Origin of the sequence: Streptomyces sp. NPDC051041 (genome assembly GCF_044456065.1) — a bacterium.
GTDB lineage: Bacteria > Actinomycetota > Actinomycetes > Streptomycetales > Streptomycetaceae > Streptomyces > Streptomyces glaucus.
Genome location: NZ_JBITFM010000006.1, coordinates 159,068 through 175,534 on the forward strand (window position 1 = coordinate 159,068; position 16,467 = coordinate 175,534).

Here is a 16,467-nt window from a genome sequence, read left to right on the forward strand (position 1 = left end):
ACGGGCGGCGCGCGGTTCGCCCCCGCCGTGCCGCCCGCGGCGGACCCGTGTGCCGCCCGCGGCGGATCCGCCTGCTCCCCGTGGGGGACCCGCGTACTGCCCGTGGTGGTCCACCGGTGTGCTGTGTCCGCGGTGCTGCGCCCGTGTGCTGTGTCCGCGGTGCTGTGCCCGTGCGCCGTGTCCGCGGGGATGCGCCCGTGGGCAGCTCGCGGGGGTGCGCCCGCGCGCTACTTGCGGTTGTACAGCCGCATCGTGACCGGCCCGAAGACCAGCAGGAACAGGCCCGCCCAGCCCAGCGACCAGGCGATCTCGCCCGTCGGCCAGTCGCCCGCCATCAGCCCGCGCACCGCCGACGACAGATGGGTGATCGGGCTGTTGTTGACGAACGCCTGCAGCCAGCCCGGCATGGTCCTCGGGTCGACGAAGACGTTGGACAGGAAGGTGAGCGGGAAGATCACCATCATGCTGACGCCCATCACCGACTTCTCGGTGCGCAGCATCAGCCCGAACATCGTCCAGATCCAGGAGAACGCGAACGAGAAGACGATCAGCAGCGCGATCCCGAGGACCACGCCCGCCACGCCGCCGTCCGGCCGGTAGCCGAGGATCACGCCGACGGTGAGCATCACCACGGACGCGATCGTGTAGCGCAGGGCGTCGCCGAGGAGATAGCCGACCATGGTCGACGGCCGCCAGACGGGCAGGCTGCGGAACCGGTCGAAGACGCCCTTCTCGATGTCGGTGTTGACCGAGACGCCGGTGTACATCGTGATCATCACGACCGACATCACCAGGATGCCCGGCAGCAGGAACTGGATGTACTCCTTCGGCGACCCGGCCAGCGCCCCGCCGAACAGGTAGGTGTACATCAGCACCATCATGATCGGGAACGCGGTGACGTCGAAGAGCTGCTCCGGCACGTGTTTGATCTTGAGCATCGCGCGCCAGCCGAAGGTCAGGGACGCCGACCAGGCGCTGGGCCGCGGCGGGCGCTCCCTGGCGATCAGCAGCGCGGCGAGCGACTCGGCGCTGACGGGGGCGAGTTCCTTGCTCCCGGTGGTCGTCGCGGTGCTCATGCCGCCACCTCGTCCTTCGGGTCGTCGGCGGTGCGGGTGTCGTGTCCGGTGAGGGCGAGGAAGACCTCGTCCAGGCTCGGCTGTCCGAGTGAGAAGTCGTCGACGGTGACGCCGGCGCCGGCCAGCTCGGTGAGGGCGCGGGCGGCCTGCTCGGAGGCGGTGCCGGCGTCGGCCGCCGTACCGAGCCGGGCGGTGAGCGCCACCGGGTCGGGGTCGGGCTGCACGTCCGCGCCGAGCGTCCGGCGCAGCACGTCGGCGGCGAGCGGCCGCTGGGCGGCGTCCCGCACCCGCAGGTGCACGGAGCCGGCGCCGACGGACGCCTTCAGCTCGCCCTTGGTCCCCTCGGCGATCACCCTGCCCTGGTCGATGACGGCGATCCGGGACGCCAGCTGGTCGGCCTCGTCCAGGTACTGCGTGGTCAGCAGCACGGTCGTGCCCTGGGCGACCACCGCGCGCACGATGTCCCACACCTGGTTGCGGCTGCGCGGGTCGAGCCCGGTGGTCGGCTCGTCCAGGAACAGCAGGTCCGGGGTGTTGAAGATGGACGCGGCGATGTCGATACGGCGCCGCATACCGCCCGAGTAGTGCTTGACCTGCTTGCCGGCCGCCTCCGTGAGTCCGAAGGCCTCCAGGAGCTGCGCGGCACGGCCGCGTGCGGCCTTCCTGCCGTGGCCGAGCAGGCGGCCGAGCAGGACCAGGTTCTCGATGCCGGTGAGGTCCTCGTCCACGGACGCGTACTGGCCGGTGAGGCTGACGCGGCCGCGTACCCGGTCGGCCTCGCGCACGACGTCGTGGCCGAAGACGTGGGCCTCGCCGCCGTCGGGCCGCAGGAGGGTGGCGAGCATCTTCACGGTGGTGGTCTTGCCGGCGCCGTTCGGGCCGAGGACGCCGTAGACCGTGCCCGCGGGCACGACCAGGTCGACGCCGTCGACGGCCCGGGTCTCGCCGAACGTCTTCACCAGGCCCGCCGTCTCGATCGCCGGACCGGACGTCTGCGTGCTCATCTGTCGGGGTCCTTCCGCGTGCTCGGGCTACGCATGGGGAGACCTTCACGGTCCCGCAAACTCATCGCTCCCGCACGGGGATTTCCCGGCGGACCGGCCGAAGGACCGATGGGGAGGGGACCGGGGACGCAGGACGGGAGCGGTGCCGGGGACGCAGGACGGGAGCGGTGCCGGGGACGCAGGACGGGAGCGGGACCGGGGTGCGGGGCGGGGCGGGAAGGGGGAGAGCGGGCGCGCAGGCGGATCCGGCCGTACGGAGGCGGAACCGGTCGTGGGGGACGGATGCGGCCGGGGGCCGGGGGTAGCGTCGCTCTCATGTATGCGATCACGATTCCCGAACCCGGTGGTCCCGAGGCGCTGGTCTGGGACGAGGTCCCCGATCCAGTGCCCGGCGAGGGCGAGGTCCTGGTCGAGGTGGTGGCCAGCGCCGTCAACCGCGCCGACATCCTGCAGCGGCAGGGCTTCTACGACCCGCCGCCCGGCGCCTCCCCCTACCCCGGCCTGGAATGCTCCGGGCGGATCGCCGCGCTCGGCCCCGGCGTCTCCGGCTGGGCCGTCGGCGACGAGGTGTGCGCGCTGCTCGGGGGCGGCGGGTACGCCCAGAAGGTGGCCGTCCCGGCCGGCCAGCTGCTGCCGGTCCCCGAGGGCGTCGGCGTGCGGCGGGCCGCGGCGCTGCCCGAGGTGGTCTGCACGGTCTGGTCGAACGTCTTCATGGTCGCCCACCTCCGCCCCGGCGAGACCCTCCTCGTGCACGGCGGTTCCAGCGGCATCGGCACGATGGCGATCCAGCTCGCCAAGGCCGTCGGCGCCCGGGTGGCCGTCACGGCGGGCACCCGGGAGAAGCTGGACCGCTGTGCCGAGCTGGGCGCCGACATCCTGATCAACTACCGGGAGCAGGACTTCGTCGAGGAGGTCGGGAAGGCCACGGACGGCGCGGGCGCCGACGTCATCCTGGACAACATGGGCGCCAAGTACCTGGACCGCAACGTCCGGGCCCTCGCCGTCAACGGCCGGCTCGCGATCATCGGCATGCAGGGCGGCGTCAAGGGCGAGCTGAACATCGGCACCCTGCTCAGCAAGCGCGCCGCCGTCAGCGCCACCTCGCTGCGCGCCCGTCCGCTGGACGAGAAGGCGGCCATCGTGGCGGCCGTACGGGAGCACGTGTGGCCGCTGGTCGCCGAGGGTCACGTACGCCCGGTCGTCGACCGCGACGTCCCGATGCCGGACGCGGCCGCCGCCCACCGGCTGGTGGAGGAGAGCGGGCACGTGGGGAAGGTGCTGCTGATCGCGCCGTAGAAGTGCCGGCCGCGCTGGGGCGGAGACCGGTGCGCCGCGGGCCGGAAGGAGGTCAGCTCCGGCGCAGGCGGAGGGCGACGAAGGCGAGGCCCAGGCCGAGGCCGATGAGGATCAGCCCGCTGCCGAGGGGCAGGATCCGCGGCGCGGTCCCGGTGCCGCGCTCGGCGTGCGCGACGGTCCGGGGTTCCGGTCGCGGCGAGGGCACACGGGGGACCAGTCCTGCCTCTCCCGGGGTGGCGGAGAGGACCGGCCGGTCGGGGACGGTCCCCTCGTCGTGCCGCACCGCTCCCGGCGGCCGGGGGCTCTTCCGCACCGTGGGCGCCTCCCGCCGCCCCGGTCGCTCCCGCCCCTCGCCCGCCCGGCTGCCCGCCTGGGAGGGCCGGGTGACGGAGACGGACGGGGCGGGAGCCGCCGGTTCGCGCGCCGCACCGCCGACCGGACCGGCCCGTCGGCCGTCGGCCGCGGGACCGGACGCGGAACGGGAGGCGGAGACGGAGGGGGAGGCGGACCCCGGACCGGGACGCGTCCCCGCACCCGGACGTACCCCCGCGCCAGGACGCGCTCCCGCACCCGGACGCGTCCCCGCACCCGGACGCGTCCCCGCACCCGGACGCGCCTCCGTGCCCGGACCCGTACCCGGACGCACCCTCACGCCCGGACGCGGCCCCGTACCAGGAGGGGCTCCCACGTCCGGACGCGGCCCCGTACCGGCACCCGGGGCGGGAGCGGGGGCGGAAGCCCGGACCGAGGCCGGTGCCGGGCGCGGGGCCGGTGCCGGAGGCGAGCCCGGGGCGGCGCCCGGAGGCCGAAGGCTCCCGGCGCGGTACGCCGCAGCGGCCCCGTGCGCCGACACGCGGCCGTGCGCCGCAGCGGCCCCGTGCGCCCACACAGCGCCGTGCGCCGACACGCTCCGGTGCGCCGCTCCGGCCGCATACGCCGTCCCGCCCCCGTGCGGCCCCGTTCCCGCCCCCACACCCACCCCCAGGGCAGCCACCAGTCCCGTCGCCCGAAGTGCGCGTTGCCATGGAGTCACGTCCGTGACCCCCTCCCGGTGCTCAGACGCCAAGATCAACGGGACAAGCCTCACATTCATCGGCGATTCCGGCATTTCTGGTTCCGCCGAGGGGTCGACGGCGGGGCGGATCTCTTTCCCCGGGGGTATCGCGGAGAGGGAGCCCGCATGGGAGACAATGGCGCCATGGAGATGCCGAGGAACGACAGGTCGCCGGAGAGCCCCCAGATCCTGGTCGTCGGCCAGGACGGTATGGCACTCAGCGGCGGCAACGGGGACGAGGACTCGCGCGAGACGCCGGTGACGGAACAGGTGGAGCAGCCCGCCAAGGTCATGCGGATCGGCAGCATGATCAAGCAACTCCTGGAGGAGGTGCGCGCCGCTCCCCTGGACGAGGCGAGCCGGAACCGGCTCAAGGAGATCCACGCCAGTTCGGTGAAGGAGCTGGAGGACGGCCTGGCGCCGGAGCTGGTCGAGGAGCTGGAGCGGCTCTCCCTGCCCTTCACCGACGACGTGACCCCGAGCGACGCCGAACTGCGCATCGCTCAGGCCCAGTTGGTCGGCTGGCTGGAAGGTCTCTTCCACGGGATCCAGACCACCCTGTTCGCGCAGCAGATGGCCGCGCGTGCCCAGTTGGAGCAGATGCGCCGCGCCCTGCCGGCGGGCCTCGGCCAGGACGGCGAGGACGGCCACAAGGGCGGCCGCTCGGGCGGGCCGTACCTCTGAGCGGTCCCGGCCGAGCGGTCCCTGCCGCTGCCGGGGGATCCCGGCGGTGCCCGGAGGCCCCGGGGGACGGGCGGCGCCGGCCGGCCCGGTGTGTCCCGGGGAGCGATCACCGATCGCTCCCCGGGACACACCGGGTCAGGACGACGGCGGGTTCCCCGTCGACACCTTGAGCGTGATCTCGGGCATGTCCGTCGGGTCGACGTCCGTGCCGGCCGGCGGGAACTGCTCCCGGACCGAGCCCTCGCCGTACGTGTTCTCGTCGATCTCCACGATCTTCATCTCCCAGCCGGCGGCCTGGAAGCACTCCTTGACCGACCCGATGTACTTGAAGGTGAAGTCCGGGAGCCGGATCTTGTCGGGGTCGTTGTAGGACTCCTGCGGCTCCTCGCACTTCTCCTTGTCGATCGTCTTCGAGGTGTCCGGCCCGCGGTAGCCCGCCGCCTTGGACGCCGACGCCGACGCGGTGGCGCCGCCGCCCCCGGCCTCGTCGTCGCTGCCGCCGCTCGTCATCAGGGCCGCGACCAGTCCGCCGACGGCCAGCAGGGAGACGGCGATCGAGCCGATGACCACCGGCCTGACGCCCCGGCCGCCGCCCGCCGGACCGCCCTGGCCCGCGGTCTGGGGCGCGATGGTGTACGGCGGCGGTGTCGAGGCGCCCTGGTGGGCGTACGCCGTCGGGGCCGGCGCCGGATAGCCGCCCTGCTGCGGGTAGCCGTAGGCGGGGGACGGCGTCGCGGTGCCGTACGGGTTCGGGGCCGGCGCCGGCTGGTACGGCGTCCGGACGTCGCCGGCGGGCGCCGGGGCGGCCTGGTCGACCGGCGGGAACACGGCGGAGCCGACGCCCGCGCCGCTCGGCGTCCGCGCGCCCGGCACGATGTTCGGCGGGGCCGCCTGGAAGGACGCCGCCACGCGCAGGCACTCGCTCCGCATGGCCTCGGCGCTCGGGAAACGTTCGTTCGGGTTCTTCTTCAGCGCGCGGGCGACCAGCGCGTCCACGGCCGGCGGCAGGGAGCGGTTGACCGAGGACGGGACCGGCGGCTCCTCCTGCACGTGCGCGTACGCGATGGCCAGCGGCGAGTCCGCGTCGAACGGCAACCGCCCGGTGACCAGCTGGAACAGCATGATGCCGACCGAGTACAGGTCGGAGCGGGCGTCGACGCCCCGGCCGAGGGCCTGTTCCGGCGAGAGGTACTGCGGCGTGCCGACGACCATGCCGGTCTGTGTCATCGACGTCACACCGGACTGCATGGCGCGCGCGATGCCGAAGTCCATGACCTTGACCACACCACGCTTGGTGATCATCACGTTGCCCGGCTTGATGTCGCGGTGGACCAGGCCCATCTCGTGGCTGATCTCCAGCGCGGCGAGCACGTCCGCCGTGATCCTCAGGGCCTGGTCGGCGGGCATGGCGCCGTGCTGCCGGATGTCCGCGTCGAGCACCGAGCCCAGCGGGCGGCCGTCGACGTACTCCATCACGATGTACGGCGTCGGCGCGCCGGAGCCGGTGTCGAAGGCGGTGTCCTCGCCGGTGTCGAAGACCGAGACGATGTTGGTGTGTGTGAGTCTCGCCACGGCCTGGGCCTCGCGGCGGAAGCGCTCCCGGAAGGCCTGCTCCCGGCCCAGTTCGGTGTGGAGTGTCTTGATCGCGACCTGGCGGTCGAGCACGGTGTCGTGCGCGAGGTACACCGAGGCCATGCCGCCCTGACCGAGCAGGTCGCGCAGCTGATAGCGGCCGCCGGCGAGCGCCCGCCCCGCGTACTGGCCCTGTGCGCCGTCCTGGCTCATTCTCCTGCGTCCCCCGTAGCCTTCCCGGCGCCGACGATGCCGTCGACCGCGATGCCGTCGGCCGGCACCTCGATCGGATCGCCGATCACGATCACGATCGTTGATCGAAAGTGTTATTCCCGGCCAAGTCTGCCCGAGGCCACCGACACGTCAAGCGAGGTGCCCGTTCCGTGACCGTACGCGAAGGAAGCGTCGCGGAAGCGTTACAGCGGGCGTACGGCCGGTACACGAATTTGCACGGGGGCGGCCCCTGCGGGTTTCATGACCGGTCCGTCTCGTGCCGGTTCGGGCACCCGTCGCGGACCGGAGGCTTGCGCGGAGGCTGTAGCGTGGCCGACGGAGACCGTAACAACACCGCGCGCACCGCGGGCAGAAACGACGGCGAGGACTGATGGCACAGCAGCAGCGCGCCCAGGGCCCGTCCGACCCCGAGGCGACTGGCGGCGGTATGTCAGACGCGCCGGAGACCTGGGGCAACGGCGGGCTGGTCGGGGACGGCCGGTACCGGCTGACCCGCAGACTCGGACGGGGCGGCATGGCCGAGGTGTTCGCCGCCGAGGACGTCCGCCTCGGGCGTACCGTGGCGGTCAAGCTGCTGCGCTCCGACCTCGCCGAGGACCCGGTGTCCAAGGCCCGCTTCACGCGTGAGGCGCAGTCGGTGGCAGGGCTCAACCACCACGCGATCGTCGCCGTGTACGACTCCGGCGAGGACTTCGTCGGCGGCCAGTCCGTGCCGTACATCGTGATGGAGCTGGTCGAGGGCCGCACCATCCGCGATCTGCTGATGAACGCCGAGGCCCCGGGTCCCGAGCAGGCGCTGATCATCGTCTCGGGCGTCCTGGAGGCACTGGCCTATTCGCACCAGCACGGGATCGTGCACCGCGACATCAAACCGGCCAACGTGATCATCACCGACAACGGCGCCGTGAAGGTGATGGACTTCGGCATCGCCCGCGCCCTGCACGGGGCGTCGACGACGATGACGCAGACCGGCATGGTCATGGGCACCCCGCAGTACCTCTCCCCGGAGCAGGCGCTCGGCAAGGCCGTCGACCACCGCTCCGACCTGTACGCGACGGGCTGCCTGCTGTACGAACTCCTGGCACTGCGTCCCCCGTTCACCGGCGAGACCCCGCTGTCGGTGGTCTACCAGCACGTGCAGGACATCCCGACGCCCCCGTCGGAGGCCTCGGACGCCTGCCCGCCGGAGCTCGACGGCCTGGTCATGCGCTCCCTCGCCAAGGATCCGGACGACCGCTTCCAGACCGCCGAGGAGATGCGCGGCCTGGTCCAGTACGCGCTGCAGATGCTGTACGAGCAGGGCAGCCACACCGGCACCTGGAACACCGGCCCGGTCGAGGCGCACGACGGCCGGCACACCCCGGCGGCGGGCCTGGCGGGCACGGCCGTGCTGCCGCACCCCGGCGACTCGGGCGCCGGCACCACGCAGATCCCGCAGCCGATCCTGCCCGCCGGGTACGGCGGCGACGACGGCGGCTTCGAGGGGCACGGCAACCGGGGCGGCGGCCGCGGCAAGCTGTGGATCCTCGCGGCGCTCGCGGTGATCGCCGTCGTGGCGGGCGTCGCGCTGGCCATGAACAGCGATGGCGGCGACGGCGGGTCCGGCAAGCCGTCGAAGTCGCCGACCGCCTCGCAGACCTCCAAGGAGGCCTCGCCCAGCGAGGAGCCCAGCGACGCGGCGACGGACGAGTCCACCGACACCTCCCCGGAGGAGGACACCGGCACCGGCTCCAGCGGCTCGGGCTGGGGGGTCCCGTCGTACCAGCCGTCCTACCAGCCCACCCAGGAGCCGACGGGCGGGCAGCCGACGGGCGGCCAGCCGACGCAGACCCAGCCGACGAGCCAGCCCACCGAGACGACGGACCCGGCGTCCGGCGGCACGGGTGACGACGGCACCGGCGACGACGGCACGGGCACCGGCGGCACCGGCGACGACGGCACCGGCGAGGGCGACGCGGGCGAGGGCGACGCGGGTGACAACGGCCTGACGAGCGGCGGCGCTCTGGGCGGCGGCGGGAACTGACGGACGCGCCGGCCGGCCCGCACGCCGCCGGCGCTCGGGCGCGCGGGGGAGCCCGCGCGCCGCTCACCCTCCGGGCCGCACCCGCGTGGGGTGCCGGGGCGGCGCACGCAGGCGCGGCGCGCCGCGCGGGCGGCGACGGAGATCCTCCCGCGCGGCAGGCGCGGGCACCGAGGCGGAATGTCCGTTTCCGCCGTTCCGGCGCGAGCGATCCGCGTCACACGCGAACTCTTCCCGTGCCCGGGGTGACCGGGATAACGTGCCGTTGTTCCGGCCCCCTGCAAGGCTGTGACCAGTGCCTGTTCCCGATGTTGCCGATTTACTTGGATATCCAAGCAAAAACGCAGGTCAGGAGGGGTTTCACAGATATGTGGCGCACTGGGTAACGTGCCCTTTGCAGGGCGCTCGCCGGGGCACCTGTCACGCCTGTTCCCGACCGGGTCGCACCCACCCCGTGCGTCCGTCGGGCAGCAGGTGAGCCGTACTGGCACCCGGCGAACCCGGGCGCCGGACCGACGGAGGAGCACACGTGACCGTGGAGAGCACTGCCGCGCGCAAGCCGCGACGCAGCGCCGGAGGCAAGGCCGGCACCACCGGCACCAAGCGCACCACCCGCACCACAGCGAAGAAATCCCCGGACGCCGAGCCGGAGCTCGTGCAGCTGCTGACGCCCGAGGGCGAGCGCGTCGAGCACGCCGAGTACGACCCCTACGTCGCCGGCCTCACCCCCGAGGAACTCCGCGGCCTGTACCGCGACATGGTGCTCACCCGGCGGTTCGACGCCGAGGCGACCTCCCTGCAGCGCCAGGGCGAGCTGGGCCTGTGGGCCTCGCTGCTGGGCCAGGAGGCCGCCCAGATCGGCTCCGGCCGGGCCACCCGCGAGGACGACTACGTCTTCCCGACCTACCGCGAGCACGGCGTCGCCTGGTGCCGGGGGGTGGACCCGACCAACCTGCTCGGCATGTTCCGCGGCGTGAACAACGGCGGCTGGGACCCCAACAGCAACAACTTCCACCTCTACACGATCGTCATCGGCTCGCAGACGCTGCACGCCACGGGCTACGCGATGGGCGTGGCCAAGGACGGCGCCGACAGCGCGGTGATCGCCTACTTCGGCGACGGCGCCTCCAGCCAGGGCGACGTCGCGGAGGCGTTCACCTTCTCCGCGGTCTACAACGCCCCGGTGGTGTTCTTCTGCCAGAACAACCAGTGGGCCATCTCCGAGCCGACCGAGAAGCAGTCCCGCGTCCCGCTCTACCAGCGCGCGCAGGGCTACGGCTTCCCCGGCGTACGCGTCGACGGCAACGACGTCCTGGCGTGCCTGGCCGTCACCAAGTGGGCCCTGGAGCGGGCCCGCAGCGGCGCGGGCCCGACCCTGGTCGAGGCGTTCACGTACCGGATGGGCGCGCACACCACCTCCGACGACCCCACCCGGTACCGGGGCGAGGAGGAGCGGCTGGCCTGGGAGGCGAAGGACCCGATCCTGCGCCTTCGCCGCCATCTGGAGGCATCGGGCCACGCGGACGAGGGATTCTTCGCGGAGCTGGAGACCGAGAGCGAGGCGTTGGGCAGGCGGGTGCGCGAGGCGGTCCGCGCCATGCCGGACCCGGACCACTTCGCCATCTTCGAACACGCGTACGCGGACGGCCACGCGCTCGTCGACGAGGAGCGCGCCCGGTTCGCCGCCTACCAGGCGTCCTTCACGGACGCAGAGGGGGTCTGACATGGCTGTGGAGAAGATGGCCCTGGCCAAGGCGATCAACGAGTCGCTGCGCCGCGCCCTGGACACCGACCCCAAGGTCGTCGTGATGGGCGAGGACGTCGGCAAGCTCGGCGGCGTCTTCCGCGTCACGGACGGGCTGCAGAAGGACTTCGGCGAGAGCCGCGTCATCGACACCCCCCTCGCCGAGTCGGGCATCGTCGGCACGGCGATCGGCCTCGCCCTGCGCGGCTACCGCCCGGTGGTGGAGATCCAGTTCGACGGCTTCGTCTTCCCGGCGTACGACCAGATCGTCACGCAGCTGGCGAAGATGCACGCCCGCTCGCTGGGCAAGGTCAAGCTGCCGGTCGTCGTCCGCATCCCCTACGGCGGCGGCATCGGCGCGGTCGAGCACCACTCGGAGTCCCCGGAGGCCCTGTTCGCGCACGTGGCGGGCCTGAAGATCGTCTCCCCGTCGAACGCGTCCGACGCGTACTGGATGATGCAGCAGGCCATCCAGAGCGACGACCCGGTGATCTTCTTCGAGCCCAAGCGGCGCTACTGGGACAAGGGCGAGGTCAACACCGAGGCGATCCCGGATCCGCTGCACGCCGCGCGCGTGGTCCGTGAGGGCACGGACCTGACGCTGGTGGCGTACGGCCCGATGGTCAAGCTCTGCCAGGAGGTCGCGGACGCGGCGGCGGAGGAGGGCAGGTCCCTGGAGGTGCTGGACCTGCGCTCGGTCTCCCCGCTCGACTTCGACTCGATCCAGGCCTCGGTGGAGAAGACCCGCCGCCTGGTCGTGGTGCACGAGGCGCCGGTGTTCTTCGGCTCGGGCGCGGAGATCGCCGCCCGGATCACCGAGCGGTGCTTCTACCACCTGGAGGCCCCGGTGCTGCGGGTCGGCGGCTACCACGCGCCGTACCCGCCGGCCCGCCTGGAGGAGTCCTACCTGCCCGACCTGGACCGGGTGCTGGACGCCGTCGACCGCTCGCTGGCGTACTGAGGAGAGGGCCGTGACGACGATGACTGAAGGGGCCGTGCGCGAGTTCAAGATGCCCGACGTGGGCGAGGGACTCACCGAGGCCGAGATCCTCAAGTGGTACGTCCAGCCCGGCGACACGGTCACCGACGGGCAGGTGGTGTGCGAGGTGGAGACGGCCAAGGCGGCCGTCGAGCTGCCCATCCCCTACGACGGCGTGGTCCGCGAGCTGCACTTCCCCGAGGGCACCACGGTGGACGTGGGCACGCCGATCATCGCGGTGGAGGTGGCGGGCGGCGCCGCGGCCCCCGCGCCGGCGCCCGCCGAGCCGCAGCGGGAGGAGCCGGAGCCGCAGGGCCGCCAGCCGGTCCTGGTGGGCTACGGAGTGGCCGCCTCCGCCACCCGCCGCCGCCCCCGCAAGGGCGCGCAGCCCCCGGCGCCCCAGGCCCCGGCCCTCCCGGCCCAGGCCCAGCAGGCCGCGGCCGCGGTCCAGGCCGAGCTGAACGGCCACGGCGCGACGGCCGTCCCCCAGCGGCGGCCCCTGGCCAAGCCCCCGGTGCGCAAGCTGGCCAAGGACCTCGGCGTCGACCTGGCGACGGTCACCCCGACCGGCCCGGACGGCATCATCACGCGCGAGGACGTGCACGCGGCGGCGGCCCCGCCGAAGGCGCCCGAGTCCGCCGTCGAGGCCCCGGTCTCCCCGGTCACCGCGGCCCCGGCCGCGGCGCCGGTGTCGTACGACACCGCCCGCGAGACGCGCATCCCCGTCAAGGGCGTGCGCAAGGCGACGGCGGCGGCGATGGTCGGCTCGGCGTTCACGGCGCCCCACGTCACGGAGTTCGTGACGGTCGACGTGACGCGCACGATGAAGCTGGTCGAGGAGCTGAGGCAGGACAAGGAGTTCGCCGGCCTGCGCGTGAACCCGCTGCTGCTCATCGCCAAGGCCCTGCTGGTCGCGGTCCGGCGCAACCCGGACATCAACGCGTCCTGGGACGAGGCGGCCCAGGAGATCGTGGTCAAGCACTACGTCAACCTGGGCATCGCCGCCGCGACCCCGCGCGGCCTGATCGTCCCGAACATCAAGGACGCCCACGCCAAGACGCTGCCGGAACTGGCGCGGGCACTGGGCGAGCTGGTGACGACGGCCCGCGAGGGCAAGACCTCCCCGGCCGCGATGCAGGGCGGCACCCTCACCATCACCAACGTCGGCGTCTTCGGCGTCGACACCGGCACGCCGATCCTCAACCCCGGCGAGTCCGCGATCCTCGCGGTCGGCGCGATCAAGCTCCAGCCGTGGGTCCACAAGGGCAAGGTGAAGCCGCGTCAGGTCACCACCCTCGCGCTGAGCTTCGACCACCGCCTGGTCGACGGCGAACTGGGCTCCAAGGTCCTGGCCGACGTGGCGGCGATCCTGGAACAGCCCAAGCGACTGATCACCTGGGCGTGAGCCGGGTGCGGGGGGGGCCCCCCCGCGGGGGGGGGGGGCCGGGCCCGGGCCGGCGCGGGGGGGGGGCCCGCGGGGGCGCGGGCCACCGGGGCCCCACGCCCGGGGCCGCGGGGGCGGGTACCGGCCACCCCCCAACCCCCCCCCCCCCCCGGGGCTGCCCGGGGGGGGGGGCCCCCCCCCGGGGGGGGGGGGCCGCCGCACCCGCACAGGACGGGATCGAAGGGCCGTGCCGCCCGCCGTCGGGGATCTCGACGGTGACGGTGCCGCCGTCGGTCTCACGGGCCCCGGATTCCCCGCTCGGCCACCGGGGATCGAGTAACTCGCCGGCGGATGCCGGGACTTGCCGGTCGGCGCCGGGTGCGTGCACTCCGTGGCGGACCGCGGTGCGTTCGGTCCGCGACGCCGTCATGCGCGGTTCCCCAGGAAGTGGGCGCGGGCGCTGAGACGGGGGCGCCGGTGGTGCGGCGGGCGGTTTCGCGGTAGGAGACCGCCACGGCCTCGTGTTCGCCGAGGAGCACTGGCCACAGCTCCACCGGCTCCGCATCGACGAACGGCATGTCCGCGGCGATCTCCTGTGCCCGCTCCAGGCCGTAGCCACCGGACAGTTCACCGCTCCCGTGGTGCTTCCCGTCGAACGCCTCCTGCTCGGCGATCGCCTCCGGCCACGCCCCGCCCGGGAGGCGCACGGGAGGTTCTCCAGGACCGTCGTTGCCGGCGGGGAGCCCTCGGGCGGTGGGGTGGCCGTGCCGGCGACAACGGCTCGTCGAGCGTCGGATGAGCATGCGGAGCGAGACGAAGGAGGAGCGGGCGATGCCGCAGCCCTCCGGCCCGAAGGCGCTCCCGACCGGAAGGAAGGGAACACGGCCGAACAGAATTGACCTCAAGTCAAGTTGACTTTCTACGGTCGTCCTCTCGAACCAGTTCAAACAGAGGCGGAGGAGCCGGCCGTGGAGTATTCGCACAGCGATGCCGAAATTATCGAGCAGCCCATCGGCTACTGGAGTTGGGCGGCCTACAAGGCCGTCGTCACCCGCACCCGGGAAGCCCTCGCGGGGATCGGCGCCACCCAGCCGCAGTGGTGGGTTGTCGCGCAGGTCGCACGCGCCGACACCGTCAAAACCCGCGACGAGGTGTCCCGTCTCCTGCGGGACTACCTCGACACAGGCCCGGAAGCCATGGAGTCGGAGATCGACGAGACCATCGCCCGAGGCTGGATCACCGAGGACGCCGAGGGACGCCTCGGCATCACGACGGAAGGCGCGGCGTTCTACGACAAGGCCGCGGCCCTCCAGGACGAACTGTGGGCGGAACGGCACGCGGGCATCTCCGACGAGGAGTACCTGACCACCCTCAAGGTGCTGCAGCGATTCATCCACAACACCGGTGGGCGGGCTTGGCACCACTGAGACCGACCGGCGCAGGCCGACTCGTCGGCGAACGACGCGGTGGTCGAGGCGGAGAGCCGTACCGATCCCGCCGGTGGCGCGCGGAACGGCCCGACCGGCGGACCCGGTGGCTTCCCGCGCCTCGGGCGCCGCGTCCCGCCGCTCGGCTGCCGTGCGCGCCTCCTGCCGTCGTGGGGCCGCGGTACTGCTGCCGCGGGTGGACGGGCGGCCGAGCGGATCACGCACCGGCCCCGCCCGGCACGGTCATCTCCGCCCACACCGTCTTGCCCACGGTGAGCCGCTCCACGGCCCACCGGTCGGCCAGTGCGCGGACGATCAGCAGGCCCCGGCCGAACTGGTCGCCGGGGCCGGAAGCGCGGGGCACCGGCAGGCGTTCGCCCCTCGGGTCCGTGACGGCGACGCGCAGGGTGGTGCCGGTGAGGGACGTCTCCACGCGGAACAGGCGGTCCCGCAGGCACCCGTGCAGCAAGGCGTTCGTGCACAACTCGCCGGCCAGCAGCGCCGCGTCGGCTGCGGTGCCGGGGTGCCCCCAGTCGGCGACGAGCCGGGCGACGTGCCTGCGGGCGCGGGAGACGTTCTGAGGGTAGGGGGTGTAGCTGACGGCGTCGTAACGGTCGTACGCCTTGGGCCTGTCGGGAGGGCAGCAGTCGGTCACGGGAACGCCTCTCCTGGTGCGAGCGGGGAGTTCGGGGCCGGGCGGTGGCTTCGCCGTGCGGTGCCCGGGTGCGGGCAGCACGGTGCACTTCCGCCAGCCGATTCCAGTGGGTATGCGGTCTGGCACAGACGGTAGTCTTCCGCACGGGTGGCCATCAACTGATTCGGCCAGAAAATTCAATGCCCCTCGGGAGGGTGGGAATGGCAGGCAGGGATCCCAACCGTGGGAAGACGGTCACGACGGTGCTGGGGCGGCGGCTCGGTGGGGAGCTCCTGAGGCTGCGCGAGGCGTGTTCGTTGCGCCAGGCACACGCTGCCGAGGCACTGTCGGCGTCCGTCGCCAAGGTCGCGAAGATCGAGCGAGGCCAGGTCCCGATGCGTGATCCGGACATCAGGGCGCTGTGTCATCTGTACGGCCAGAACGACGAAGCGGTGATCGGCAGGCTGCTGGCTCTTGCGAAGGCGGACCGCGAGCGTCGCAAGGCCCGCGGCTGGTGGAATCAGTATCCGCAGCTCGAGGCCATGGTCGAGTATGTGGCGCTGGAGGACATCGCGACCAGTGTCCGGACGTGGCAGCTCGCGATCGTTCCGGGCCTGTTGCAGACGCCGGACTATGCGCGAGCCCTGGCCATCGGCAACGGCCACTGGGAGGACGTGGACGAGATCGAGCCCTTCGTCGAATCCCGTATGGCGCGTCAGGCACGCCTCCACGGTGAGACACCGCTGGAGTTGTGGGCGGTTGTGCACGAAGCCGCACTACGTCAGCTGGTCGGCGGGCGGGAGGTCATGCGGGAGCAACTGGGGCATCTGCTGGACACGGCCCGGCGGCCGAACGTGAAATTGCAGGTGCTTCCCTTTATCGCCGGCGCGCATCCGGGAATGACCAGCGCGTTCACCATCGTGTCGTTCGCCGAGCCGGGTGCCTTGGACGTGGTCCACGTGGATACCACCTCGTCGGCCGTCTGGTTGGAGAGCGATACTGATGCCGCGCATCACAACACGCTCTTCGACCGCATCACACGGTTGAGCCTCGCGCAGCGGAACTCGGTCGAGCTGATCGACGGAATCTTGAAGGAGATGTAGTCGGCGTGCCCGCATACCAATTCGTCAAGTCCAGCTACAGCGGTGGCAATGCCGGCCAGGAGTGCGTCGAAGTCGCCCGCAACATACCCGGCTCCATAGCCGTCCGTGACTCCAAGGACGCCGACGGGCCGATACTGACGTTCACGCCCGCGGTGTGGGCCGCGTTCACGGCGGAGGCGCACCGCGCGGCCGCGGCACCGGCGGTGGATCCGGCCGGCCGCTGAGGAGCGTTCCGGCGACGACGGGAGGGCCCGCC

General features: G+C 72.8%; 14 protein-coding genes. 9 read left to right on the forward strand and 5 right to left on the reverse strand.

The features are described 5' to 3' along the window. Positions 1-227: 227 nt before the first annotated feature. Together ACIBAI_RS13140 and ACIBAI_RS13145 are read right to left on the reverse strand one after the other, a co-directional pair. On the reverse strand, positions 228-1,076 hold the full coding sequence (locus ACIBAI_RS13140) for an ABC transporter permease (protein WP_399033669.1): 849 nt from the start codon (positions 1,074-1,076) through the stop codon (positions 228-230). After that, a complete protein-coding gene (locus tag ACIBAI_RS13145) occupies positions 1,073-2,080 on the reverse strand; it encodes an ATP-binding cassette domain-containing protein (RefSeq protein ID WP_399033671.1) in 1,008 nt (335 codons plus the stop codon). Before ACIBAI_RS13145 ends, ACIBAI_RS13140 begins: the two co-directional genes overlap by 4 nt. 315 nt (positions 2,081-2,395) lie before the next feature. Between ACIBAI_RS13145 and ACIBAI_RS13150 the strand changes: the two genes are divergently transcribed. Further along, positions 2,396-3,376 carry an NAD(P)H-quinone oxidoreductase gene (locus ACIBAI_RS13150; RefSeq protein ID WP_399033672.1) on the forward strand — a complete coding sequence of 327 codons (981 nt, stop codon included), beginning with the start codon at positions 2,396-2,398 and terminating at the stop codon, positions 3,374-3,376. 52 nt (positions 3,377-3,428) lie between these two features. Here ACIBAI_RS13150 and ACIBAI_RS13155 read toward each other — a convergent pair whose 3' ends face one another. Further along, positions 3,429-3,581, reverse strand: coding sequence for a hypothetical protein (locus tag ACIBAI_RS13155; RefSeq protein WP_399033674.1), 153 nt, complete (start codon positions 3,579-3,581; stop codon positions 3,429-3,431). A gap of 993 nt (positions 3,582-4,574) precedes the next feature. Between ACIBAI_RS13155 and ACIBAI_RS13160 the strand changes: the two genes are divergently transcribed. Beyond that, positions 4,575-5,114, forward strand: a complete 540-nt coding sequence (locus ACIBAI_RS13160) for a bacterial proteasome activator family protein (protein WP_344600800.1) — start codon at positions 4,575-4,577, stop codon at positions 5,112-5,114. 135 nt (positions 5,115-5,249) lie between these two features. On the opposite strand, the gene ACIBAI_RS13165 is transcribed toward ACIBAI_RS13160, so the two are convergent. Continuing rightward, positions 5,250-6,899: a protein kinase gene (locus tag ACIBAI_RS13165; RefSeq protein WP_399033675.1), complete on the reverse strand. Its 1,650-nt coding sequence runs from the start codon at positions 6,897-6,899 to the stop codon at positions 5,250-5,252. A gap of 391 nt (positions 6,900-7,290) precedes the next feature. Between ACIBAI_RS13165 and ACIBAI_RS13170 the strand changes: the two genes are divergently transcribed. The 5 genes from ACIBAI_RS13170 (at position 7,291) to ACIBAI_RS13190 (ending at position 14,474) form a co-directional block, all read left to right on the forward strand. Then, positions 7,291-8,943, forward strand: a complete 1,653-nt coding sequence (locus tag ACIBAI_RS13170) for a protein kinase (protein ID WP_399033677.1) — start codon at positions 7,291-7,293, stop codon at positions 8,941-8,943. A gap of 526 nt (positions 8,944-9,469) precedes the next feature. Continuing rightward, positions 9,470-10,663: a pyruvate dehydrogenase (acetyl-transferring) E1 component subunit alpha gene (gene pdhA, locus ACIBAI_RS13175; RefSeq protein ID WP_399033679.1), complete on the forward strand. Its 1,194-nt coding sequence runs from the start codon at positions 9,470-9,472 to the stop codon at positions 10,661-10,663. Position 10,664: 1 nt separating this feature from the next. Next, the gene (locus ACIBAI_RS13180) at positions 10,665-11,645 is read left to right on the forward strand and encodes an alpha-ketoacid dehydrogenase subunit beta (protein ID WP_344600506.1); all 981 of its coding nucleotides are present in this window, start codon (positions 10,665-10,667) and stop codon (positions 11,643-11,645) included. A 10-nt stretch (positions 11,646-11,655) separates the two neighbouring features. After that, a complete protein-coding gene (locus ACIBAI_RS13185; RefSeq protein ID WP_399033680.1) occupies positions 11,656-13,068 on the forward strand; it encodes a dihydrolipoamide acetyltransferase family protein in 1,413 nt (470 codons plus the stop codon). Between the two features lie 947 nt (positions 13,069-14,015). Beyond that, the gene (locus tag ACIBAI_RS13190; RefSeq protein ID WP_399033682.1) at positions 14,016-14,474 is read left to right on the forward strand and encodes a MarR family winged helix-turn-helix transcriptional regulator; all 459 of its coding nucleotides are present in this window, start codon (positions 14,016-14,018) and stop codon (positions 14,472-14,474) included. Positions 14,475-14,691: 217 nt separating this feature from the next. Here ACIBAI_RS13190 and ACIBAI_RS13195 read toward each other — a convergent pair whose 3' ends face one another. After that, positions 14,692-15,129 (reverse strand): ATP-binding protein, encoded by a 438-nt coding sequence (locus ACIBAI_RS13195; protein ID WP_399033684.1) that lies wholly within the window; start codon positions 15,127-15,129, stop codon positions 14,692-14,694. A 200-nt stretch (positions 15,130-15,329) separates the two neighbouring features. Between ACIBAI_RS13195 and ACIBAI_RS13200 the strand changes: the two genes are divergently transcribed. Together ACIBAI_RS13200 and ACIBAI_RS13205 are read left to right on the forward strand one after the other, a co-directional pair. Next, entirely contained in the window at positions 15,330-16,211 is an 882-nt protein-coding gene (locus ACIBAI_RS13200; RefSeq protein WP_399033686.1) for a helix-turn-helix domain-containing protein, read from the forward strand. 5 nt (positions 16,212-16,216) lie between these two features. Continuing rightward, a complete protein-coding gene (locus tag ACIBAI_RS13205) occupies positions 16,217-16,435 on the forward strand; it encodes a DUF397 domain-containing protein (RefSeq protein WP_399033689.1) in 219 nt (72 codons plus the stop codon). The last annotated feature ends 32 nt before the right edge of the window (positions 16,436-16,467 follow it).

Coding starts and splice junctions, on each gene's coding strand:
- ACIBAI_RS13140 (WP_399033669.1), bottom strand. CDS start 1,076: ATGAGCACCGCGACGACCACCGGGAGCAAGGAACTCGCCCCCGTCAGC.
- ACIBAI_RS13145 (WP_399033671.1), bottom strand. CDS start 2,080: ATGAGCACGCAGACGTCCGGTCCGGCGATCGAGACGGCGGGCCTGGTG.
- ACIBAI_RS13150 (WP_399033672.1), top strand. CDS start 2,396: ATGTATGCGATCACGATTCCCGAACCCGGTGGTCCCGAGGCGCTGGTC.
- ACIBAI_RS13160 (WP_344600800.1), top strand. CDS start 4,575: ATGGAGATGCCGAGGAACGACAGGTCGCCGGAGAGCCCCCAGATCCTG.
- ACIBAI_RS13165 (WP_399033675.1), bottom strand. CDS start 6,899: ATGAGCCAGGACGGCGCACAGGGCCAGTACGCGGGGCGGGCGCTCGCC.
- ACIBAI_RS13170 (WP_399033677.1), top strand. CDS start 7,291: ATGGCACAGCAGCAGCGCGCCCAGGGCCCGTCCGACCCCGAGGCGACT.
- ACIBAI_RS13180 (WP_344600506.1), top strand. CDS start 10,665: ATGGCTGTGGAGAAGATGGCCCTGGCCAAGGCGATCAACGAGTCGCTG.
- ACIBAI_RS13200 (WP_399033686.1), top strand. CDS start 15,330: ATGGCAGGCAGGGATCCCAACCGTGGGAAGACGGTCACGACGGTGCTG.